This is a genomic window from Roseateles sp. Mitsp63 (genome assembly GCF_059491535.1).
Genome location: NZ_CP168509.1, coordinates 2121951 through 2141419, shown reverse-complemented (window position 1 = coordinate 2141419; position 19469 = coordinate 2121951). Strand labels below are relative to the sequence as shown.

Annotated in this window: 22 protein-coding genes; 19 read left to right on the top strand and 3 right to left on the bottom strand. The window is 70.9% G+C overall.

Annotated elements, in window-relative coordinates; genetic code table 11:
- Nucleotides 1–32 precede the first annotated feature (32 nt).
- Nucleotides 33–644, top strand: coding sequence for a phenylacetic acid degradation protein PaaY (locus ACEN96_RS09425; RefSeq protein WP_495587761.1), 612 nt, complete (start codon nucleotides 33–35; stop codon nucleotides 642–644).
- A 27-nt stretch (nucleotides 645–671) separates the two neighbouring features.
- Here ACEN96_RS09425 and ACEN96_RS09420 read toward each other — a convergent pair whose 3' ends face one another.
- On the bottom strand, nucleotides 672–1634 hold the full coding sequence (locus ACEN96_RS09420) for a carbohydrate kinase family protein (RefSeq protein ID WP_495587760.1): 963 nt from the start codon (nucleotides 1632–1634) through the stop codon (nucleotides 672–674).
- A gap of 148 nt (nucleotides 1635–1782) precedes the next feature.
- Between ACEN96_RS09420 and moaA the strand changes: the two genes are divergently transcribed.
- The 9 genes from moaA to ACEN96_RS09375 all read left to right on the top strand — a co-directional run bounded on the left by moaA (nucleotide 1783) and on the right by ACEN96_RS09375 (nucleotide 8720).
- Nucleotides 1783–2916 (top strand): GTP 3',8-cyclase MoaA, encoded by a 1134-nt coding sequence (gene moaA / locus ACEN96_RS09415; RefSeq protein ID WP_495587759.1) that lies wholly within the window; start codon nucleotides 1783–1785, stop codon nucleotides 2914–2916.
- A complete protein-coding gene (mobA, locus tag ACEN96_RS09410) occupies nucleotides 2916–3566 on the top strand; it encodes a molybdenum cofactor guanylyltransferase MobA (RefSeq protein WP_495587758.1) in 651 nt (216 codons plus the stop codon). Before moaA ends, mobA begins: the two co-directional genes overlap by 1 nt.
- On the top strand, nucleotides 3541–4104 hold the full coding sequence (locus ACEN96_RS09405) for a GNAT family N-acetyltransferase (RefSeq protein ID WP_495587757.1): 564 nt from the start codon (nucleotides 3541–3543) through the stop codon (nucleotides 4102–4104). The genes mobA and ACEN96_RS09405 overlap by 26 nt, the downstream gene beginning before the upstream one ends.
- A gap of 70 nt (nucleotides 4105–4174) precedes the next feature.
- Nucleotides 4175–5716 (top strand): protein adenylyltransferase SelO, encoded by a 1542-nt coding sequence (locus tag ACEN96_RS09400; protein WP_495587756.1) that lies wholly within the window; start codon nucleotides 4175–4177, stop codon nucleotides 5714–5716.
- Complete coding sequence (msrB, locus tag ACEN96_RS09395; protein ID WP_495587755.1) at nucleotides 5713–6168, top strand: peptide-methionine (R)-S-oxide reductase MsrB; 456 nt, start codon at nucleotides 5713–5715, stop codon at nucleotides 6166–6168. The genes ACEN96_RS09400 and msrB overlap by 4 nt, the downstream gene beginning before the upstream one ends.
- Before the next feature lie 21 nt (nucleotides 6169–6189).
- A complete protein-coding gene (locus ACEN96_RS09390) occupies nucleotides 6190–6840 on the top strand; it encodes a septation protein A (RefSeq protein ID WP_495587754.1) in 651 nt (216 codons plus the stop codon).
- Complete coding sequence (locus ACEN96_RS09385; RefSeq protein WP_495587753.1) at nucleotides 6837–7178, top strand: BolA family protein; 342 nt, start codon at nucleotides 6837–6839, stop codon at nucleotides 7176–7178. Before ACEN96_RS09390 ends, ACEN96_RS09385 begins: the two co-directional genes overlap by 4 nt.
- A 69-nt stretch (nucleotides 7179–7247) precedes the next feature.
- Complete coding sequence (locus ACEN96_RS09380) at nucleotides 7248–8045, top strand: peptidylprolyl isomerase (RefSeq protein WP_495587752.1); 798 nt, start codon at nucleotides 7248–7250, stop codon at nucleotides 8043–8045.
- A 105-nt stretch (nucleotides 8046–8150) separates the two neighbouring features.
- Nucleotides 8151–8720, top strand: a complete 570-nt coding sequence (locus ACEN96_RS09375) for a DUF2062 domain-containing protein (RefSeq protein WP_495587751.1) — start codon at nucleotides 8151–8153, stop codon at nucleotides 8718–8720.
- 20 nt (nucleotides 8721–8740) lie between these two features.
- Here the strand turns inward: ACEN96_RS09375 and ACEN96_RS09370 are convergent, their stop codons facing one another.
- The gene (locus tag ACEN96_RS09370) at nucleotides 8741–9436 is read right to left on the bottom strand and encodes an ABC transporter ATP-binding protein (RefSeq protein ID WP_495587750.1); all 696 of its coding nucleotides are present in this window, start codon (nucleotides 9434–9436) and stop codon (nucleotides 8741–8743) included.
- Here ACEN96_RS09370 and ACEN96_RS09365 point away from each other — a divergent pair.
- The 5 genes from ACEN96_RS09365 to ACEN96_RS09345 all read left to right on the top strand — a co-directional run bounded on the left by ACEN96_RS09365 (nucleotide 9435) and on the right by ACEN96_RS09345 (nucleotide 14201).
- The gene (locus tag ACEN96_RS09365) at nucleotides 9435–10130 is read left to right on the top strand and encodes an arylesterase (protein ID WP_495587749.1); all 696 of its coding nucleotides are present in this window, start codon (nucleotides 9435–9437) and stop codon (nucleotides 10128–10130) included. The two genes, ACEN96_RS09370 and ACEN96_RS09365, sit on opposite strands and share 2 nt — an antisense overlap.
- Nucleotides 10131–10378: 248 nt before the next feature.
- Nucleotides 10379–10687, top strand: coding sequence for a class IIb bacteriocin, lactobin A/cerein 7B family (locus tag ACEN96_RS09360; RefSeq protein WP_495587748.1), 309 nt, complete (start codon nucleotides 10379–10381; stop codon nucleotides 10685–10687).
- A gap of 114 nt (nucleotides 10688–10801) precedes the next feature.
- Nucleotides 10802–12157 carry an Nramp family divalent metal transporter gene (locus tag ACEN96_RS09355; protein WP_495587747.1) on the top strand — a complete coding sequence of 452 codons (1356 nt, stop codon included), beginning with the start codon at nucleotides 10802–10804 and terminating at the stop codon, nucleotides 12155–12157.
- Nucleotides 12158–12178: 21 nt separating this feature from the next.
- Nucleotides 12179–13273 carry a tetratricopeptide repeat protein gene (locus ACEN96_RS09350; protein WP_495587746.1) on the top strand — a complete coding sequence of 365 codons (1095 nt, stop codon included), beginning with the start codon at nucleotides 12179–12181 and terminating at the stop codon, nucleotides 13271–13273.
- A 28-nt stretch (nucleotides 13274–13301) separates the two neighbouring features.
- Entirely contained in the window at nucleotides 13302–14201 is a 900-nt protein-coding gene (locus ACEN96_RS09345; protein ID WP_495587745.1) for a spherulation-specific family 4 protein, read from the top strand.
- Nucleotides 14202–14228: 27 nt separating this feature from the next.
- Here the strand turns inward: ACEN96_RS09345 and ACEN96_RS09340 are convergent, their stop codons facing one another.
- Nucleotides 14229–15077, bottom strand: coding sequence for an IclR family transcriptional regulator (locus ACEN96_RS09340; protein ID WP_495587744.1), 849 nt, complete (start codon nucleotides 15075–15077; stop codon nucleotides 14229–14231).
- 117 nt (nucleotides 15078–15194) lie between these two features.
- Between ACEN96_RS09340 and ACEN96_RS09335 the strand changes: the two genes are divergently transcribed.
- Genes ACEN96_RS09335 through hmgA form a run of 4 tightly spaced genes read left to right on the top strand, consistent with a single transcriptional unit; the run spans nucleotide 15195 to nucleotide 19456 of the window.
- Nucleotides 15195–16148, top strand: coding sequence for an MBL fold metallo-hydrolase (locus tag ACEN96_RS09335; RefSeq protein WP_495587743.1), 954 nt, complete (start codon nucleotides 15195–15197; stop codon nucleotides 16146–16148).
- Nucleotides 16149–16152: 4 nt separating this feature from the next.
- Entirely contained in the window at nucleotides 16153–17865 is a 1713-nt protein-coding gene (locus ACEN96_RS09330; RefSeq protein ID WP_495587742.1) for an FAD-dependent oxidoreductase, read from the top strand.
- Nucleotides 17856–18104 carry a DUF2783 domain-containing protein gene (locus ACEN96_RS09325; protein WP_495587741.1) on the top strand — a complete coding sequence of 83 codons (249 nt, stop codon included), beginning with the start codon at nucleotides 17856–17858 and terminating at the stop codon, nucleotides 18102–18104. Before ACEN96_RS09330 ends, ACEN96_RS09325 begins: the two co-directional genes overlap by 10 nt.
- A complete protein-coding gene (hmgA, locus tag ACEN96_RS09320; protein ID WP_495587740.1) occupies nucleotides 18101–19456 on the top strand; it encodes a homogentisate 1,2-dioxygenase in 1356 nt (451 codons plus the stop codon). The genes ACEN96_RS09325 and hmgA overlap by 4 nt, the downstream gene beginning before the upstream one ends.
- Nucleotides 19457–19469: the final 13 nt, after the last annotated feature.

The following is a 19469-nucleotide window of genomic DNA, read 5'->3' as shown; positions in this document are numbered from 1 at the left end:
CCTGGGGTTACCACCTATCCGGAGAGGAATCCATGCCCAGCTATGCGATTGACGGCGTGTCGCCGGTGGTTCATCCGAGCGCCCATGTGCATCCGACGGCGGTGCTGATCGGCGACGTGATCGTCGGACCGGACTGCTATGTGGGGCCGTGCGCCTCGCTGCGCGGGGACTTCGGCCGGATCCGGCTGATGGCCGGCGCAAACGTGCAGGACACGTGCGTGATCCACGGCTTTCCGGAGTCGGAGACCGTCGTCGAGACCAACGGCCACATCGGCCACGGCGCGGTGCTGCACGGCTGCGTGGTGCGGCACGACGCGCTGGTGGGCATGAACGCGGTCGTCATGGACGAAGCGGAGGTCGGCGCCTACAGCATCGTCGCGGCCTGCGCGTTCGTGCGGGCGGGGCTGAAGCTGCCGGAGCGCTCGCTGATCGCCGGGCTGCCCGCCAAGGTGATGCGGCCGCTGACGGAGGACGAGATCCGCTGGAAGCGCGAAGGCACCGGCACCTATCAGGCGCTGGCCAGGCGCTGCCACGCGAGCCTGGTCGAGGTGCAGCCCTTGAGCGAGGAAGAGCCCGGCCGCCCTCGCCTGCCGGTCGGCGGGCCCAGGACGCTGGTGGCGGCGAAGCGCGACGGCCTGGCCTGAGCGTTCGCCGGCACCGCCGCGCGTCGCTCAGGCCAGTTCGGCCCTGCGGATCTGCACGCGGTCGATCAGCGACGTCACCAGTCCAGGCGACAGTCCGTTCACGCCCGCGCCCGAGCAGGCCGCCGCGCCGGCGGCGACGGCCCAGCGCAGATGCTCCTCGGGGTCCTGGGCCGGGCCGTTCATCAGGCTGTAGAGCAGGCCGGCCATGGCCGCGTCGCCGGCCCCGATCGTGTCGGCGACGCCCTCCAGCTCCGGCGGCGAGGCGCTGAGGTCGGCCTTCGGATGGAACAGCTGAGCGCCGCGCGCGCCCAGCGTCAGCATCACGATCGCGCGCGGGTTCCAGGCCGAGATCTGTGCCAGGCCGACGTGGTGGTCGCGGCTGCGGAACAGGCCGCGCAGGTCCTCGTCGGAGACCTTGATCACGTCGGCCAGGCGGCACATGCGCTCGAGCGTGCGGTCGTAGCGCGAGTCCATCGTGATGCGGTAGTTGGGGTCGTAGCTCAGGCGCACGCCCTCGTCCTTGAGCGACTCGGCGAGCGCGATCAGCCGCGCGGCGAGCGGCTCGCGGGTCAGGCTGATGGAGCCGAAATGGGCCCAGCGCAGCGCCCGGCGCCAGCCGGCCGGCAGCGCGTGGGGGCGGAAGTGCAGGTCGGCGCTGTCGTCGCCGACGAAGGCGTATTCGGGGGGATCGGCGCGATGGACGTAGGCCATCAGCGGCGCCTTGGCGACCTGCTGGATGAAGCGCAGGTCGAGGCTGGCATCGACGCTGGCCTGCCAGATCGCCTGACCGAACGGGTCCTTGCTGAGGCCGCCGGCGAAGGCGCTGAGCTGACCCAGGCGCGACATCGCGATGGCCACGTTCCACGGCGAGCCGCCGCTGCGGCTGTGCCAGGTCTCGGGGCCGACACGGATCATGTCGGTGAGGGCCTCGCCGAAGGAGACGAAGCTGGCCAGGTCCGCATGGACCACGGTCGAGGGGATCAAGCTCATCCCGCGATGAGAACGCCCCCCGCCCGGCGCCGCAAGTGACAAGTCCTACAGGGTGACGACCGGCTGGCCGTGTCCGATTCACGAGACCCGGCGGCGCCCTTGACCATCCTCGGGTGAGGCGATGCGGCCAGCGGCACAATCGCTCCCCATGACCGATGGTGTGATTCCGCTGCTCGACCTGCGCCAGCCCGGACGGACGCCCCCCGTGCCGCATCCGCTGCCGCCGCCACGCACCGGCCCGTGGCTGGACGCGCGCGGCCGGCCCCTGCGCGACCTGCGCATCTCGGTCACCGACCGCTGCAACTTCCGCTGCAGCTACTGCATGCCCAAGGACGTCTTCGACAAGGACTACCCCTTCCTCCCCCACCGCGACCTGCTCTCGTTCGAGGAGATCGCCCGCCTCGCCCGCGTCTTCGCCGGCCTCGGCGTCCAGAAGCTCCGCCTTACCGGCGGCGAACCGCTGCTGCGGCGCAACCTCGAGTCGCTGATCGCCCAGCTCGCCGAACTGCGCACGCCGCGGGGCCAGCCGCTCGACCTCACGCTCACCACCAACGGCTCGCTGCTCGCCCGCAAGGCCCGCGCGCTCAAGGACGCCGGCCTGCGGCGCGTCACCGTCAGCCTGGACGCGCTCGACGACGCCATCTTCCGGCGCATGAACGACGTCGACTTCCCGGTCGCCGAGGTGCTGCGCGGCATCGAGGCCGCCCAGGCCGCGGGCCTGGCGCCGATCAAGGTCAACATGGTCGTCAAGCGTGGCACCAACGACGACCAGATCGTCCCGATGGCGCGCCACTTCCGCGGCACCGGCGTCGTGCTGCGCTTCATCGAGTACATGGACGTCGGCATGAGCAACGGCTGGCGCATGGACGAGGTCCTGCCCTCGGCCCAGGTGCTGGCGCGGCTGCGCGAGCACGCCGATCTGATCCCGCTCGCCCCCGGCGCCGACGGCGAGACCGCCACCCGCTGGGCCTATGCCGACGGCAGCGGCGAGATCGGCCTGATCTCCAGCGTCACCCAGGCCTTCTGCGGCGATTGCAACCGCGCGCGGCTGTCCACCGAGGGCCGGCTCTACACCTGCCTGTTCGCCGGCGACGGCCACGACCTGCGCGCGCTGCTGCGCGGCGACGCCGGCCACGGTCCGCGCACCGACGGCGAGATCTCCGCCGCGCTCGGCGCGCTCTGGACGCTGCGGGGCGACCGCTACTCCGAACTGCGCGCCAGCCTGCCGGCCTCCGAATCCGGCCCGGCGCGCCGCGTCGAGATGCACTACATCGGCGGCTGATGCGCGCCACCGCGCTGATCCTCTGCGGCGGCCGCGCCACCCGCATGGGCGGCGTCGACAAGCCGCTCCAGCCCTTCCTCGGCCGCCCGCTCGCCGCGCACGTCATCGACCGGATCGCCCCGCAGACCGGCGGCCGCGTGCTGATCAGTGCCAACCGGCACCTCGACGACTACCGCCGCCTCGGCTTCCCCGTCCTGCCGGACACGCTCCCGGACTTCCCCGGCCCGCTGGCGGGCATGCTCGCGGGCCTCACCGCGCTCGCCGCGCTCGCCGACGGACCCGCCGACGGGCCCGCCGCCCCGGACGACGGTGACGCGTGGCTGCTCGTCGCGAGCGGCGACAGCCCCTGGCTTCCGCCCGATCTGCTGGCCCGCCTCGCCGCTGGCCTGGCACCCGGCCAGACGGCGGCGATGGCGCTCGGCAGGGAGGGGCCCGGCGAGCCGCTGCGCAGTCAGCCGCTCGCGTGCCTGATCCATGCCTCGCACCGCGACGCGCTGGCAGCGGCCTTGCAATCGGGCGAGCGGCGCGTCGAGGGCTGGCTGCGGACGCTGCCGCTGGCGCGGGTCGCCTTCGACCGTCCCGAGGACGACCGCGCCTTCGCCAACATCAACGACAGGAGCGAGCTTGAGCGACTCGAACGTCTCCGATAGCGCCGCGGCCACGCCGGCGATCACGCTGCGCCTGCTGACCGAGCGCGACCTCGACGCCTACAAGGCGCTGCGCGACGCCATGCTGTCGCGCCACGAGCAGGCCTTCACCTCCGACGCCGCCACCGAGCGCGCGCGCGAGGCCTCGAGCTACCGCGTCCGGCTGCATCCGCAGGCGGGCGGCAAGTCGCTGTTCACCTTGGGTGCCTGGCAGGAGCAGCGGCTCGTGGGCGCGCTCACCTGCGAGAACGAGAACCGCCAGAAGGTGCGCCACATCGCGCATCTCATCGGGATGATGGTCGACGACGAGTTCAGCGGCCGCGGCATCGGCCGTCATCTGCTGCAACAGGCGCTGGCGCTGCTGCGCCGCGAGCCGCTGCTGGAGACCGTGACGCTGAGCGTCACCGCGGGCAACCGCGCGGCGATCGCGCTCTACCGGCGGGCCGGCTTCACGCGCTACGGCCACCTGCCGCGCGCGATCCGCCTGGCCAACGGCAGCTACCACGCCAAGGACCTGATGAGCCTGGACCTGCGGCCCTGAGCTCCGAGGACGCGCGCGCGGCCGGACCCCAGGCGCCGCAGGGCCATGGGACGGTCGCTAAACTGGCCGGATGAATGCGCCCCTCTCCGCGCCGGAGCCCTTCGCGGGCGCCGAGCCGGCCCGCTGGACCCATCGCTACGCGAGCCTCGGTCCCGACTTCTTCACCGAACTCCCCGGCACCGGACTGCCCGACCCGCACTGGGTCGCCACCAGTGCGGACTGCGCCGCCCTGCTCGGCTGGCCGCGGGACTGGTGGACCCGGCCCGGGCTGCTCGATGCCTTCAGCGGCAACGCGCGCCTGGCCGGCATGAAACCGCTCGCCACCGTCTACAGCGGCCACCAGTTCGGCGTCTGGGCCGGCCAGCTCGGCGACGGCCGCGCGCTGCTGCTGGGCGGCGTCGACGGCCCCAACGGCCATTTCGAACTGCAGCTCAAGGGCGCGGGCCTGACGCCCTACTCGCGCCGCGGCGACGGCCGCGCGGTGCTGCGCTCGTCGATCCGCGAGTTCCTCTGCTCCGAGGCGATGGACGCGCTCGGCATCCCGACCACGCGCGCGCTGGCGATCACCGGCTCGACGTCGCTGAAGGTGCAGCGCGAGCGCGTCGAGACCGGCGCCGTCGTGACCCGCGTCGCGCCGAGCTTCCTGCGCTTCGGCCACTTCGAGCACTTCACGCATCACGGCATGGAAGCCCGCACGCGCGAGCTGTTCGACTTCTTCGTCCGCCACCACGCGCCGGAATGCGCCGCCGCGCCGAATCCCGTCACCGCCGCGCTGGCCAAGGTCGCTGCGCAGACGGCCGAGCTGATCGCGCAATGGCAGGCCGTCGGCTTCATGCATGGCGTGATGAACACCGACAACATGTCGATGCTGGGCCTGACCATCGACTACGGGCCCTTCGGCTTCATGGACGGCTTCGATCCCGGCCACGTCTGCAACCACTCGGACCATCAGGGCCGCTACGCCTTCGCGCGGCAGCCGCAGGTCGCGTTCTGGAACCTGCACGCGCTGGCGCAGGCGCTGCTGCCGCTGATGCCGAACGTCGACAGCGATGCCGACGCCGCCGGCGACGAGCTGATCGAATCGCTGGAGATCTACCGTGAGCGCTTCGGCACCGCGCTGCTCGGCGCGATGCGCGCCAAGCTCGGCCTGAGCGCCGAGGTCGACGAACGCGGCGAGGACGGCCCGCTGATCGACGACTGGCTGCGGCTGCTCGCCGCCCATCGGACCGACTACACGATCGCGCACCGGCGGCTGGCGGGCTTGGACCCGGCGCAGCCAGCCGGCGCCGCGGGCCAGGCGCCGCTGCGCGACCTGTTCCTGGACCGCGCGGCCTTCGACGCCTGGGCCGCGCGTTACGCCGCGCGCTTGAAGATCGAGCCGGCGGACGCATCTGCGACCCGTGCCCGGCGGATGAACGCGGTCAATCCGGCGGTGGTGCTGCGCAACCACCTGGCCGAGACGGCGATCCAGCGGGCCGAGGGCGGCGACTTCACCGAGGTCCACCGCCTGCTGGACGTGCTGCGCCGTCCGTTCGACGAGCCGGCGCAGGCCTCGGACGCCGGATTCCCGCCCGACTGGGCGCAAACGCTGGAGGTTTCCTGTTCATCATGAGCCGCTACGACAAGTTCATCCAAGACGCTTCCACCGTGGACCGCGACCGCGACGCCGACTATCCGGTGAAGAAGACCGACGCCGAATGGCGCGCCCAGCTCGATCCGACGCAGTACCAGGTCGCCCGCCACGCCGCCACCGAGCGCGCCTTCACCGGCAAGTACTGGGACCACTGGGAGCCCGGCCGCTACCACTGCGTGGGCTGCGACACGCCGCTGTTCCAGGCCGACACCAAGTTCGACGCCGGCTGCGGCTGGCCCAGCTACTACGAGCCGATCAACGCCGAGGTGGTCGAGCGTGTCGTCGACTCGACGCACGGCATGGTCCGCGTCGAGGTGCGCTGCAACAAGTGCGGCACCCATCTGGGCCACGTCTTTCCCGACGGCCCGGAACCGACGGGCGAGCGCTTCTGCATCAATTCCGCCGCGATAGACTTCGAGCCCCAGCGCTGAGCGCTGCCGTTCCGATTCCGAATGAAGCTCCTGCTCGATTTCCTGCCGCTCCTGCTGTTCTTCGTCACGTTCAAGTACGCCGATGGACAGCCCGACTGGGCGGCGGCCTTCGCCACCGAGCACCTGGGCTTCCTGGTGTCGGGCGGCAAGGTCGGACCGACCGAGGCGCCGGTGCTGCTCGCCACCATCGTCGTGATGCTCGCGACCATCGCGCAGGTGCTCTACCTGAAGCTGCGCCGCCGCAAGGTCGACCTGATGCTGTGGATCAGCCTGGGCCTGGTCGTCACGCTGGGCGCCGCCACCGTCTACTTCCACAACGAGACCTTCATCAAGTGGAAGCCGACGATGCTCTATTGGGCGTTCTCCGCGGCCTTCCTGGTCAGCCACGTGGTGATGGGCCGCAACCTGCTGCGCAAGATGCTCGGCGCCGAGCTGGCGCTGCCGGATCCGGTCTGGACGCGGCTGAACTGGGCCTGGGTGGCCTTCTTCGCGGCGATGGGTTTTGCGAATCTTTACGTCGCTTACTCGTTCAGCACCGAGGCCTGGGCCAACTTCAAGGCCTTCGGCTCGACCGGGCTGATCCTGCTGTTCACGCTGGGCCAGGGGCTCTACATGAGCCGGCATCTGCCGCAGGAAGCCGAGGCGCCGGCGGCCGAGGAACGCAAGCCATGAGTGGCGGCGAGATCCCTCTGGGCAAGGCCGGTCCGGCGGCGGAAGCGGTGACGGCGGCGACGCCGTCGGCGCAGATCGAGGCCCGGCTGCGCGCCGCGCTGGCGCCGGTCTCGCTCTCGCTGCGCGACGACAGCGCCCACCACGCGGGGCATGCGGGCGCGCGGGAAGGCGGCCACTATTACCTCGAAATCGTCAGCCCGCGCTTTGCCGGTTTACCCAGGGTGGCGCGGCATCGGCTCGTATATCATGCGCTCGCCGATCTGATGCAGAAGGGCATCCACGCGCTGGCCATCGAGGCCCGCGCGCCCGACGAACAGCAGAAACCAGGTCCTCAGTAGCGCCGCCTGCCGGCGCTTTGTTTTGGAGCGTTCGCGCTCATCCGGGAGTCGAAAGGCCCTTTACCCATCATGAAGAAGTTTGTGCTTGCCGCCACCTTGGCGGCCATCGGCGCCGTGTCCCTGCCGGCCATGGCCCAGAACATCGCGCTCGTGAACGGCAAGCCGGTGCCCAAGGCCCGCGCCGACGTCCTGATCAGCCAGATCACCAAGGCTGGCCAGCCGCGCACCCCCGAGATGGAAGCCAAGGTCAAGGACGAGGTCGTGCTGCGCGAGATCTTCCTGCAGGAAGCCGAGAAGCGCGGCCTGAACAAGACCGACGACTACAAGAACCAGATGGAACTGGCGCGCCAGTCGCTGCTGATCCGCGAGCTGTTCTCCGACTACGCCAAGAAGAACCCGATCACCGAAGCCGACGCCAAGGCCGAGTACGAGAAGTTCAAGGCGCAGGCCTCGGGCACCGAGTACCACGCCCGCCACATCCTGGTCGAGAAGGAAGACGACGCCAAGGCGCTGATCAAGCAGCTCAACGGCGGCGCCAAGTTCGAGGACCTGGCGACGAAGAACTCGAAGGACACCGGCTCGGCGCAGAACGGCGGCGACCTGGGCTGGTCCGCGCCGGACGCCTACGTCCCCGAGTTCAGCGCCGCGATGGCCAAGCTCAAGCCGGGCGAGATGACCCAGGAGCCGGTGAAGTCGCAGTTCGGCTTCCACATCATCAAGCTGGAAGAGTCGCGTCCGCAGCAGTTCCCGGCCTTCGACGACGTCAAGGGCCAGATCATCCAGCGCATGCAGCAGCAGAAGGTGGCTGAGTTCCAGGAGGAACTGCGTTCCAAGGCCAAGACGGACTACAAGTTCTCCGCGAACTGATCCGGTCCCGCCGACCCGCAAAGCCCGCGCCGCTGACCGCCGCGCGGGCTTTTCACATCTGGTTGGCGCTTTCTTTTCCGGCCTCCGTGCCCACTTGACTCCTTCATGACGGCTTCCCGACTTGCCCGCCGCCTGCTGCCCTCGCCCGAAGCCCTGGAGCAGACCCGGGGCCTGAAGTGGCTCGGCCACTACCTGCGCGAGCGGCCCTGGCTGTGGGTCGCGCACCGGCGCCGCGTCGCGCTGGGCGCGGCGCTGGGCCTGGCGGTGGGGGTGATTCCGCTGCCGACGCAGATGCTGCTGGCGGCGGTGGTCGCGATCGTGTGCCGTGCCAACGTCGCCGCCGCGATCGCCGCGACCTGGCTGACCAATCCGCTGACGCTGGTGCCGATCTGGACGCTGGCGATCTTCCTGGGCCGCCAGGTGCTGGGCATCCATGGGCCGATCTCGGCGCCGAAGGAGCTGGCGCTGGACTGGGGTGATCCCTCAAGCTGGTGGCATGCGCTCAGCCAGTGGATCTCCGAACTGGGCGCGCCCTTGCTCGCGGGGCTGCCGCTGGCCGGCCTGCTGCTCGGCGCGGCGCTGTATCTGATCGTCTACATCGGCTGGTGGGCCGTCATCCGCCTCGAACGCCGCCGGCGCCTGCGTGAACGCGCGCTGCGCCACGCGCGTCACTGAGCCCGCGGAGGGAGTGAACGTCACGCCGGCAGATCCGCCATCGTGATGTCCTGCAGATGCCCCGCCGAGATCTTGAGCTGCCGCTCGCAGCGCGCCGCGATGCCCTGGTCGTGGGTGACCATCACCAGCGTCGTGCCCAGCTCGCGGTTGAGCTCGAACATCAGCGCCATCACCTGCTCGCCGGTGGCGTAGTCGAGGCTGCCGGTGGGCTCGTCGGCGAGCAGCAGCGCCGGCTGCTGCACGAAGGCCCGGGCCAGCGCCACGCGCTGCTGCTCGCCGCCCGACAGCACGCGCGGGTAGTGCGACAGCCGCTGCCCCAGTCCCACGCGCTCCAGCATCTGCCGGGCCTGGCCGCGGGCATCGCGCTCGCCGCGCAGCTCCAGCGGCAGCATCACGTTCTCCAGCGCCGTCAGGTGCGCCAGCAGCTGGAAGCTCTGGAACACGAAGCCCAGGTGCGCGCCGCGCAGCGCGGCGCGGCCGTCCTCGTCCAGCGCGAACATGTCCTGCCCGCGCAGCCGCACCGTGCCTTCGGACGGCGTGTCCAGGCCCGCGAGGATGGACAGCAGCGTGCTCTTGCCCGACCCCGAGGCGCCGACGACGGCCACGGACTCCCGCGCCTGCAGCTGGAAATTGATGTCATGCAGAATGGTCAGCACGCCGTCGGCATCCTGGACCGACTTGCTGACGTGATCGACTTCGAGGATGTTCTGAACCATGAATCAACCGCAGATGCGCCGCCGTGAATGGATCGTGCACTGTAGCGCCTGTGTCGTGACCCTCGCCGCGGCGGGGGCCCTGCCGCGGCCTGTCGCTGCGCAAGGCCGCACCGAAGCGGCCGCGCCCGCCGCGCAAGCGCCGCGGCGCATCGTGGTGCTGGGCGACAGCCTCTCGGCCGAGTACGGCCTGGCCCGCGGCAGCGGCTGGGTGGCGCTGCTGGACGAGCGGCTCAAGTCGCAGAAGCTGGGCGCCGCGGTGATCAACGCCAGCATCAGCGGCGACACCACGTCCGGCGGCCGTTCGCGCCTGCCGGCGCTGCTCAGGCAGCATCGTCCCACCCACCTGGTCATCGAGCTCGGCGGCAACGACGCGCTGCGCGGGCTGCCGCTGAAGATGACGCGCGAGAACCTGACGGCCATGGTGCGGGCCGGCAAGGAGGCCGGCGCCAAGGTGATGCTGGTGGGCATGCAGATCCCGCCCAACATGGGCGCGAGCTACGGACGCGACTTCGAGGCCGGCTTCCGGACCGTCGCGCAGGAGGAGAAGGTGCCGCTGGTGCCCTTCCTGCTGGCCGGCGTGGCGGACCGCGCCGACGCGGCGGACTGGTTCCAGGCCGATCGCATCCATCCGCTGGCCAAGGCCCATCCGGTGATGCTGGACAACGTCTGGAAAGTGCTGCGGCCGCTGCTCTGAGCCCGCTTTCGCCGCCTCGTGTTCGAGCGCTGGGCGCGCGTCACGCGACCGCCACATCCCTGGGTGGGAGACGTCGCGATCCTGCCTTGGATGAGGCGGATCTCCACCAGCGTGAGCGCTTGTTGAAGCCCCCACGAGCTTTGAGGATGGAGGTCCTCCGATCGGACCGGTTCCTGGGCCGGGATGCCTGGGATCCCTGGCCTGTCGGAGGACATCCCTTCCACTTTTCAACGCTTTGAGGTGTGCAGATGCAGGTTCTGACTGAACGGGAGATGGATCAGGTGCAAGGGGGCTTCGGCCCGGCTGGCGCCCTGGTGGGTGGCGTGATCGGCGCGGTGTCCCAGGGGAGCGCGGCGTACATCACCGGCCAAGGCATGCGCGGCGCGATGACGGCGGCGGCGATCGGCGCGGCCATCGGCGCGATCGCGGGCGGCACCGGGGGCATGAGCGTCATCGCCACCGCGGTGCGCGGCGTGCAGGTGAGCACCATCGCCGCCGGCGCGCAAGTCCTGGCGGGCGGTCCGCAGAAGAAGCTCCGGACCGAGACCTCGCAATGAGGTCCCCGGCGCCGATGAGGCGCTGAGGGGCGCTGAGGCCCGCCACCGGCCGAGGCGGGCACTCCGCTTGCCTCAGGGTCGTCAACAACGGACGCGACATGGAGCGAGCCTCGCGTGGTGCATGACGACCCTCCCCAGAATGCCGCCAGCGCCGCCAGCGCCGCCGGCGCGCCTGCGAGCCCGCGCGAGCGGTCCGGCAAGCCGCCGATCAGCGAGCCGTGGTGGAGCAAGCTCGGCCCCGGCCTGATCACCGGCGCGGCCGACGACGATCCCAGCGGCATCGCGACCTACTCGCAAGCCGGCGCCCAGTACGGCTACGCCGTCGGCTGGACGGTGCTCGTCACCTTCCCGTTGATGGTCGGCATCCAGCTGGCCAGCGCGCGCATCGGGCGCATCACGGGCAAGGGCCTCACCGAGACCTTCTCGCGGCTGTGTCCGCGCTGGCTGGTGGTCGCGCTGGTCGCGCTGCTGGTCGTGGCGAACGTGATCAACCTCGGCGCCGACCTCAGCGCGATGGGCGAGGCGATGCACCTCGCGCTGGGCGGACCCGCGGGCGCTTATGTCGTCGCGATGGCGCTGCTCTCGCTGCTGCTGCAGATCTGGCTGCCCTACGAGCGCTACGTGATGCTGCTCAAGTGGCTGACGCTGACGCTGCTCGCCTATGTCGGCGTGGGCTTCGCGGCGAAGGCGGACTGGGCGCTGGCGCTCAAGTCGCTGGTGCTGCCGTCGCTGCGCTGGGACCGCGAGTACGCCACCACGGTCGTGGCGATCCTGGGCACGACCATCAGTCCCTACCTCTTCTTCTGGCAGGCCAACCAGGAGTCCGAGGAGATCCGCCGCATCGACGCCGACCGCCCGCTCGCCGTCGCGCCGGAGCAGGCGGCGGCGCAGTTCCGGCGCCTGCGCACCGACACGCTGGTCGGCATGGGCTTCTCCAACGCCATCGCCTTCTTCATGATCGTCGCGACGGCCGCCGCGCTGCATGCCCACGGCGTGCGCGACATCGAGACCACCGCCCAGGCCGCGACCGCGCTCAAGCCGGTGGCCGGCGAGTTCGCCTTCGCGCTGTTCGCCGCGGGCATCGTCGGCACCGGCTTCCTGGCGCTGCCGGTGCTGGCCGGCTCGGCCGCCTACGCGGTGGCCACGCTGGCGGGCGTGCGCCGGGGGCTGGACCGGCCGCCCCGGTCGGCCCGGACCTTCTACGCGATCCTCAGCGGCGCGATGCTGATCGGCCTGGCGGTCAGCCTCTCGGGCTTCAACCCGATGAAGGCGCTGTACTGGTCGGCGGTGGTCAACGCGGTCATCTCGGTGCCGATCATGACCGCGGTGATGATCGCGGCCTCGCATCCGAAGATCGTCGGGGAGCTGCGCATGCCCGCGGTCTGGCGCGCGCTGGGCTGGCTGGCGACGGCGGCGATGGCCGCGGCGACCGTGGCGATGCTGGTCCTGCAGACTTCCGGCAGCGCCTGAGGCCAGGGCTAGACTGGCCCGATGACCACGCCCGCCCCGCTCCACGACGCCTGGACCCTGCGCATCGACGACCTCTGGCGCCGCGCGCCCGACATGGCCGGCGACCAGCTGGTGGCCGCGATCGACGCCCTCGCCGCCGAGCGCCCCGCGCAGGATGGCCGCGCGCTGTTCGAACGCGCCTGCGCGCGCGACACGGCCGGCCGCGAGGCCGAGGCCGAGCCGCTGTACCGCGCCGCGCTCGAAAGCGGCCAGCTCGATCCCTACCGGCGCACGCGCGCGGTGCTGCAGCTTGGCAGCACGCTGCGCTGGCTGGGCCGGCTCGATGAGAGCGAGGCGCTGATCGCCGGCGAGCTCACCCATCACCTGCTGCCGGGCAACGACCGCCCGCTGCACGACGAGGCGCGCGCCCTGCTCGCCCTCACCTACGCGGCGCAAGGCCGCGGCGAGCAGGCCGCGGGCCTGGCGCTGGCCGCGCTCGCGCCGCGCCTGTCGCGCTACAACCGCTCGATGCTGGCCTGCGCGAAGCAGCTCGCCGGCGAGGTCTGGGACGACGGCCAGCCGCCGCGCCCGGCCTTCCAGCCGCTGCACGAGGGCGGCTTCGTGCTGCGCCCCTACCGGCCGGAGGACCTGCCCGCCTTCGTCGAGGCGGCGCGCGAGTCCGCGGCCACGGTCGGCCGCTGGCTCGGCTTCGCGCACGCGGCCTACTCCGCCGAGGAAGGGGCCGCTTGGTTCGCGCGCACCGCGCAGAACCTCGCGGCCGGCACCGGCTACGAGCTTGGCGTCTTCGAGCGCGACACCGGCGCCTTCGTCGGCGGCGGCGGGCTCAACCACTTCAATTCGGTCCACCCGCTCTGCAATCTCGGCTACTGGGTGCGCGCGTCGTGGCAAGGGCGCGGCGTCGCCCTGGCCACGGTGCGGGCGCTCAGCCGTCATGCCTTCGACGCGCTCAAGATGCAGCGCGTCGAGATCGTCGTGTCGGTGGGCAACGAACCCAGCCGCGCGGTCGCGATCAAGGCGGGCGCGCACTACGAGGGCGTGCTGCGCAACCGGCTGCTGGTCAACGGCGAGGTCTCCGACGCGCACATGTTCTCGCTCGTGCCGCCGGCTGCCCGCTGACGGCGCATCGCATCACCCGGGAGGATCCATGCAGACTATCCACGCGAGCGGCTTCATCGCTCGAACGCGCCTGGCGGCGATCGCCGCCGCGATCGCCTGCGGCCTCGGAACGGGCGCCCACGCGGCGCCGGGCGGCTTCGGCATGCTGGCGTACTGGGACAAGGACCCGGGCACCTACGACGGACAGATCCCCGCCGGCAGCCTGGTCGTCATCAACCCGAACGACGGCGCGATGGGGCTCGACCGGGAACAGGCCGGCAAGTGGAGGGCCGTCGTCGCCAGCATCCGCGCGCAGGGCGGCAAGGTGCTCGGCTACGTGGCCACCGGGGGCGACGGCAGCACCAACGACGGGCAGATGCGCTTCAAGGCCATTCCGGCGCAACTGGGCGCTTATGGCAACGCCTTGGGCGGGGTCGATGGCTTCTTCTTCGCCGAGGCCCCGCATGAAGGTCCGGCGGTCAGCGAGGCGCAGGCCTGTGCCGCCACGCCGGCGAAATGGGCGAAGGTGCGGGCGCTGCTCAACGAGGCGGGAAGCGGCGGCACGCTGGTGTGGAACGCCGGCCGGCCCGGCGCCAACGGGTGTTTCGTCCGGGCGGCGCGGCCGGGGGAGCACGTCGTCGTGCAGGAGGCGTCGTACGCCGACCATGTGGCATCGGGCGCCTGGATCAACGGGGAGCTGCCATCGCTCGCGGCCTCGTCGAACGTGAAGACCTGGGTGCTGATCCATTCCGCGACGCGGGCGGAGATGCAGGCCGCGCTCGCGGCGTCGCGGGCCGACTACCTCTACGTGACCAGCACCTATCGCAACGTGAACTTGCCCTGGGGCGGTCCGATCTGGAACCACGTGCCAGCGTTCTGGGGGCCGGAGACGGACCGGACCAGCGAGCGCGGCTGCCTGGGCCGGCTCAGAGCGGGCGAGCGCTGCTGAGCGCCATGGCGTGAGCGCCGCCGGCGCTCAGCCGGGGAAGCGGCCGCCGATCTCGCGCATCAGCGCGGTGGCCGCGGCGGTCAGGCCGCGCGCGACCACGCCGTCCCATTCGGCGTCGAACGCGCCGGAGGGTCCGATCGCCGTCAGCGCCAGCGCCATCCGCGCGTCGCTGTCGAAGACCGGCACGGCCAGCGCGCTCACGCCCTCGACGATCCCGCCCACCGAGCGATGCATCGCGCGGCCGCGGATGTCCGCGAGCGTGCGCGAGAACGCCGGCCAGGCGGGCAGCTCCTGCGGCGGATCGTGGCGCCCGACGCGGGCGAGATCCGTCGGCCCCTTGCGCCGCGCTTCGGCGAGCATCGCCTTGATCTCGGGCTCCGGGCGGTAGGCCGCGAACAGCGGCCCCGAGGCCGTGTCCGACAGCGACACCACCGTCCCGTGGCGCATCGTCACGTACACGGCGGCGGGCGACGCGGCGGTGCGCACGATCGTCGCGCCCTGCGAGCCCCACACGGCGATCGCCACCGTGTGGCCGATCTCCTCGGCGAGCGCCTCCAGCCGCGCCGTCGCCAGCCGGATCGGATCGATCTGCTGGATGCCGATCAGGCCCATCTCCATCGCCAGCGGCCCCAGGCCGTAATAGCCGGTGGCGGGGTCCTGCCGCATCAGGCCGAGCTTGCAGAAGCTCACCAGATAGGGGTGGGCCTTGGCCGGGCTCATCCCGGCCGCCTGCGACAGCACCTTCAGCGGCAGCGGCTGCCCGCGCGCCGCGGCGGCCTTCAGCAGCCGGCCGCCGACCTCGATGCTCTGGATCCCCCGCCGGTCCTCGCGGTCATTGGAACCGGATCCGTCATCGGTCATATCCTGGATGCTCATTTCGCCATTGTTGAACGAATTTCACGCTCCGGCTATATTCGCTTTCAACGAACGGATTTGGTTTTGCTGAATTCGCTCAGTTGCCGCCCTCCACTCCGCCACCGCCCGGGACACGCCATGACCAAGCAGTTCGCCAGCCACGCCGACGTCCAGGAGAAGCAGGTCTCCTTCGTCAAGCTCAGCGACAACGCCTATGCCTACACGGCCGAGGGCGATCCCAACACCGGCATCGTCATCGGCGACGACGCGGTGATGGTCATCGACACGCAGGCCACGCCGGTGATGGCGCAGGACGTCATCCGTCGCATCCGCGAGGTCACGGACAAGCCCATCCAGTACGTGGTGCTGAGCCACTACCACGCGGTGCGCGTGCTGGGCGCCTCGGCGTATGAACCGCAGCACGTCATCGCCAGCCGCGACACCTACGACCTCATCGTCGAGCGCGGCGAGCAGGACAAGGCCAGCGAGATCGGGCGATTCCCGCGGCTGTTCCGCAATGTCGAATCGGTGCCCGCCGGCCTGACCTGGCCCACCCTCACCTTCGAGGGAAGGATGAGTCTGTGGCTCGGCAAGCTGGAGGTGCAGCTGATCCAGCTGGGCCGCGGTCACACGAAGGGCGATACGGTGGTCTGGCTGCCGGAGCAGAAGATCCTCTTCTCCGGCGACCTGGTCGAGTTCGACGCCACGCCGTACGCGGGCGACGCCTACTTCGCGGACTGGCCGCGGACGCTGGACAACATCGCCGCGTTGAAGCCGGCCGCGCTGGTGCCGGGACGCGGCGCCGCGCTGACCACGCCTGAATCGGTCGCGCAGGGACTCGCGGGGACGCGGGCGTTCATCGCGGATCTGCATGACTCGGTCAAGGCGGGGGTCGCGGCGGGAAAGGATCTCAACGCGGTCTACAAGTCGACCCATGCGGCGATGAAGGCGAAGTACGGCCACTGGGTCATCTTCGACCACTGCATGCCCTTCGACGTCACCCGCTGCTACGACGAGGTCACGCAGTACCGCGATCCGCGCATCTGGACCGCGGAGCGGGATCAGGAGATGTGGCAGACGCTCGAAGGCTGATGCCATGTCCGGCGTCGACTATCAGCGCGTCGTCTATCCCCACCGGCGCAGCCCGGACCAGGATGCGCATGAGCGCGGCCAGCCGGCGCGCCATCCGGTGGTCGTCGTCGGGGCCGGGCCGGTCGGGCTGACGGCGGCGATCGATCTCGCGCTGCAGGGCGTGCCCGTGGTGCTGCTCAACGACGATGGCCGGCTCTCGGTCGGCTCGCGCGCGCTGTGCTTCTCCAAGCGCACGCTCGAGATCCTCGACCGCCTCGGCTGCGGGCAGCGGCTCGTCGACAAGGGCGTCTCGTGGGGCGTGGGCCGGGTCTTCTTCCGCGACGAGCAGGTCTACCGCTTCGATCTCCTCGCCGAGGCCGGTCATCAGCGTCCCGCCTTCGTCAACCTGCAGCAGTACTACGTCGAGGGATTCCTCGTCGAACGCGCGCTCGAGCTGCCCTTGATCGACCTGCGCTGGCATCACCGCGTCACCGGCCTGGAGCAACACGGCGACGCGGTCATGCTCCACATCGACACTCCCGAGGGTCCGTACGCCGTGCGGGCGGATCACGTCGTCGCCTGCGATGGTTCGCGCTCGACGCTGCGGCGCCTGATCGGCCAGGAGAGCCACGGCAGGACCTTCAAGGACCGGTTCCTGATCGCCGATGTGCGCATGAACGCACCCTTCCCGGCCGAGCGCTGGTTCTGGTTCGACCCGCCCTTCCATCCGGGCCAGAGCGTGCTGCTGCACCGCCAGCCCGACGGTGTCTGGCGCATTGATTTCCAGCTCGGCTGGGATGCCGATCCCGAGCTGGAGAAGCAGCCGGCGCGCATCCTGCCGCGCGTGCGCACGCTGATGCGCGAGGCCTCGATCGCCGCGGGCGGCGATGGCCAGGTGCCGGAGATCGAGCTGGTCTGGGCGAGTGTCTACACCTTTGCCTGCATGCGCATGGACCGTTTCCGGCATGGGCGGATTGTGTTCGCCGGCGATGCCGCGCATGGCGTCTCGCCGTTCGGCGCGCGGGGCGCCAACTCTGGCATCCAGGACGCGGACAACCTGGCGTGGAAGCTGGCGGCGGTCGTGCAGGGCCGCGCGCCGGACGCGCTGCTCGACAGCTACGCGCGCGAACGTGAGATCGCTGCCGACGAGAACATCCTGAACTCGACGCGTTCGACGGACTTCATCACGCCCAAGAGCGAGGTCAGCCGTCTCTTCCGTGATGCGACGCTGACGCTCGCGCGCGATTTCGATTTCGCGCGCCGTCTCGTCAACAGCGGCCGCCTCTCCGTCCCGACGACGACATACGGCGCTGTCGCCGCCGACGCGCCGATCCGCCTGGATGGCCGCGACGACTGGCTGCTGCGCCAGATGCGCCCCGGCCGGTTCACCGCATTGATCTTCGACGCCCCGTCCTCCGCAGGCCGAGGGCAGCGAGTCTCCGTGGGGCCGGAATGGGGCTTGGGGGTCCAGGAGGGATCCCCCACGCCCCGTGGAGAGCCCGCGCCTGGCCTCCCGCAGTGGAACGTGCCCGTGCTCGTCCCCATCGACGACGCCGTCGACCCGCAAGGCCTGGTCCGAGCCCGCTACGCCGCCGAGCCGGGTCTTGTGGTTCTGCTGCGTCCGGATCAGCATGTCTGCGCCCGTCTTCATCATCCGACGCAGGCCGACATCGAGGCCGCCATGCGCCGCGCGCTGGCGCGGGAGGCCGTCCTCGAGGAGGTGCCCGCATGTCCCTGATCACCGCCCCCCACTTCGACGCCGGCGACGATTTCTACGAAGCGCTGCTTGCCGCGCATCGGGGCCTCGAGCCCGCGGAGAGTCACGCCTTCAATGCGCGGCTGATCCTGCTGCTTGCCAATCACATCGGCCGCCAGGAGGTGCTGCTTGAAGCGCTGTCCGCCGCGGCCCGCGCCCTTCCCGCCACTTCCGCCGGGGCCCTGATCCCGGGCTCCGCTTCCCCACGAGGACCAGCATGAACGCACCAGAGACCCTCCGCCCTGCCGAGCCCGCGGACGTGGACGCGGCCCAGGCCGCGACGCTCCGCTACCAGGGCGGTTTCGGCAACCAGTTCGAGACCGAGGCCGTGCCCGGCGCGTTGCCCCGAGGCCGCAACAGCCCGCAGCGGGCGCCGATGGACTTGTATCCGGAGCTGCTGTCCGGCAGCGCCTTCACCGCGCCGCGGGTCGAGAACCGCCGCACCTGGCTCTACAGACGCCAGCCGTCCGTGGTGACGGGCGCATTCCATGCCTACGAGCAGCCGTTCTGGACGAGTGGCGCCGCGGGCGGTGTCGCGTCGCCGCCGGACCCGCTGCGCTGGCATCCGTTCCCGATGCCTGATGACCAGCCGGGTGTCGACTTCGTCGACGGTTTGAAGACCGTGGTCAGCAACGGCGATCCCGATGCGCAGACCGGCATGGCCGCGCTGGTCTATGCGTTCAACCGTCCGATGACGCGCCGCGCGCTGATGAACGCCGATGGCGAGATGCTGATCGTGCCGCAGCAGGGTGGCCTGCGCCTGACCACCGAGATGGGCCTGCTCGACGTGATCCCTGGCGAGATCGCGCTGATCCCGCGCGGCGTGAACTTCCGCGTCGACGCGCATGACGGCGCGGCCCGCGGCTACGTCTGCGAGAACTATGGCGCCGCCTTCCGCCTGCCGGAGCTGGGTCCGATCGGTTCCAACGGCCTGGCGAATCCGCGGGACTTCCTCGCCCCGGTCGCCGCGCATGAAGCGGATGGCGCGCCCCATGAGGTGATCCGCAAGACCGGCGGCGCGCTGTGGCGCAACGAGCAGGCGGTCACGCCGTTCAACGTCGTCGCGTGGCACGGCAACCTGACGCCGCTGAAGTACGACACCCAGCATTTCATGACGATCGGCTCGATCAGTTTCGATCATCCGGATCCGTCGATCTTCACCGTGCTGACCTCGCCGAGCGACACCGCGGGCACGGCCAACTGCGACTTCGTGATTTTCCCGCCGCGCTGGCTGGTGCAGGAGGACACCTTCCGTCCGCCCTGGTACCACCGCAACGTGATGAGCGAGTTCATGGGCCTGATCCACGGCCAGTACGACGCCAAGCCCGAAGGCTTCCGTCCCGGCGGCGCGAGCCTGCACAACTGCCTGGTGCCGCACGGCCCCGATGCCGACGCCTTCGAGGCCGCCAGCACGCGCGCGCTGACGCCGCAGAAGCTCGATCACACGCTGGCCTTCATGTTCGAGAGCCGCTGGCGCTTCCGGCCGTCCGAATGGGCGCTGCGAGGCGGCGCGCTCGACACGGACTACGCCGCCTGCTGGGGCGCGCTGAAGGACAAGTTCAAGCCGGCCTGACGCCACGGCGGCA

What these genes read in the sequence shown, in the direction of transcription:
- moaA (WP_495587759.1), top strand. Translation starts at nt 1,783, where the DNA reads ATGACCGATGGTGTGATTCCGCTGCTCGACCTGCGCCAGCCCGGACGG.
- ACEN96_RS09400 (WP_495587756.1), top strand. Translation starts at nt 4,175, where the DNA reads ATGAATGCGCCCCTCTCCGCGCCGGAGCCCTTCGCGGGCGCCGAGCCG.
- ACEN96_RS09425 (WP_495587761.1), top strand. Translation starts at nt 33, where the DNA reads ATGCCCAGCTATGCGATTGACGGCGTGTCGCCGGTGGTTCATCCGAGC.
- ACEN96_RS09345 (WP_495587745.1), top strand. Translation starts at nt 13,302, where the DNA reads ATGCAGACTATCCACGCGAGCGGCTTCATCGCTCGAACGCGCCTGGCG.
- ACEN96_RS09390 (WP_495587754.1), top strand. Translation starts at nt 6,190, where the DNA reads ATGAAGCTCCTGCTCGATTTCCTGCCGCTCCTGCTGTTCTTCGTCACG.
- ACEN96_RS09340 (WP_495587744.1), bottom strand. Translation starts at nt 15,077, where the DNA reads ATGAGCATCCAGGATATGACCGATGACGGATCCGGTTCCAATGACCGC.
- ACEN96_RS09360 (WP_495587748.1), top strand. Translation starts at nt 10,379, where the DNA reads ATGCAGGTTCTGACTGAACGGGAGATGGATCAGGTGCAAGGGGGCTTC.
- ACEN96_RS09335 (WP_495587743.1), top strand. Translation starts at nt 15,195, where the DNA reads ATGACCAAGCAGTTCGCCAGCCACGCCGACGTCCAGGAGAAGCAGGTC.
- ACEN96_RS09375 (WP_495587751.1), top strand. Translation starts at nt 8,151, where the DNA reads ATGACGGCTTCCCGACTTGCCCGCCGCCTGCTGCCCTCGCCCGAAGCC.
- ACEN96_RS09380 (WP_495587752.1), top strand. Translation starts at nt 7,248, where the DNA reads ATGAAGAAGTTTGTGCTTGCCGCCACCTTGGCGGCCATCGGCGCCGTG.
- ACEN96_RS09370 (WP_495587750.1), bottom strand. Translation starts at nt 9,436, where the DNA reads ATGGTTCAGAACATCCTCGAAGTCGATCACGTCAGCAAGTCGGTCCAG.
- ACEN96_RS09350 (WP_495587746.1), top strand. Translation starts at nt 12,179, where the DNA reads ATGACCACGCCCGCCCCGCTCCACGACGCCTGGACCCTGCGCATCGAC.
- mobA (WP_495587758.1), top strand. Translation starts at nt 2,916, where the DNA reads ATGCGCGCCACCGCGCTGATCCTCTGCGGCGGCCGCGCCACCCGCATG.
- ACEN96_RS09365 (WP_495587749.1), top strand. Translation starts at nt 9,435, where the DNA reads ATGAATCAACCGCAGATGCGCCGCCGTGAATGGATCGTGCACTGTAGC.
- ACEN96_RS09330 (WP_495587742.1), top strand. Translation starts at nt 16,153, where the DNA reads ATGTCCGGCGTCGACTATCAGCGCGTCGTCTATCCCCACCGGCGCAGC.
- msrB (WP_495587755.1), top strand. Translation starts at nt 5,713, where the DNA reads ATGAGCCGCTACGACAAGTTCATCCAAGACGCTTCCACCGTGGACCGC.
- ACEN96_RS09385 (WP_495587753.1), top strand. Translation starts at nt 6,837, where the DNA reads ATGAGTGGCGGCGAGATCCCTCTGGGCAAGGCCGGTCCGGCGGCGGAA.
- hmgA (WP_495587740.1), top strand. Translation starts at nt 18,101, where the DNA reads ATGAACGCACCAGAGACCCTCCGCCCTGCCGAGCCCGCGGACGTGGAC.
- ACEN96_RS09325 (WP_495587741.1), top strand. Translation starts at nt 17,856, where the DNA reads ATGTCCCTGATCACCGCCCCCCACTTCGACGCCGGCGACGATTTCTAC.
- ACEN96_RS09420 (WP_495587760.1), bottom strand. Translation starts at nt 1,634, where the DNA reads ATGAGCTTGATCCCCTCGACCGTGGTCCATGCGGACCTGGCCAGCTTC.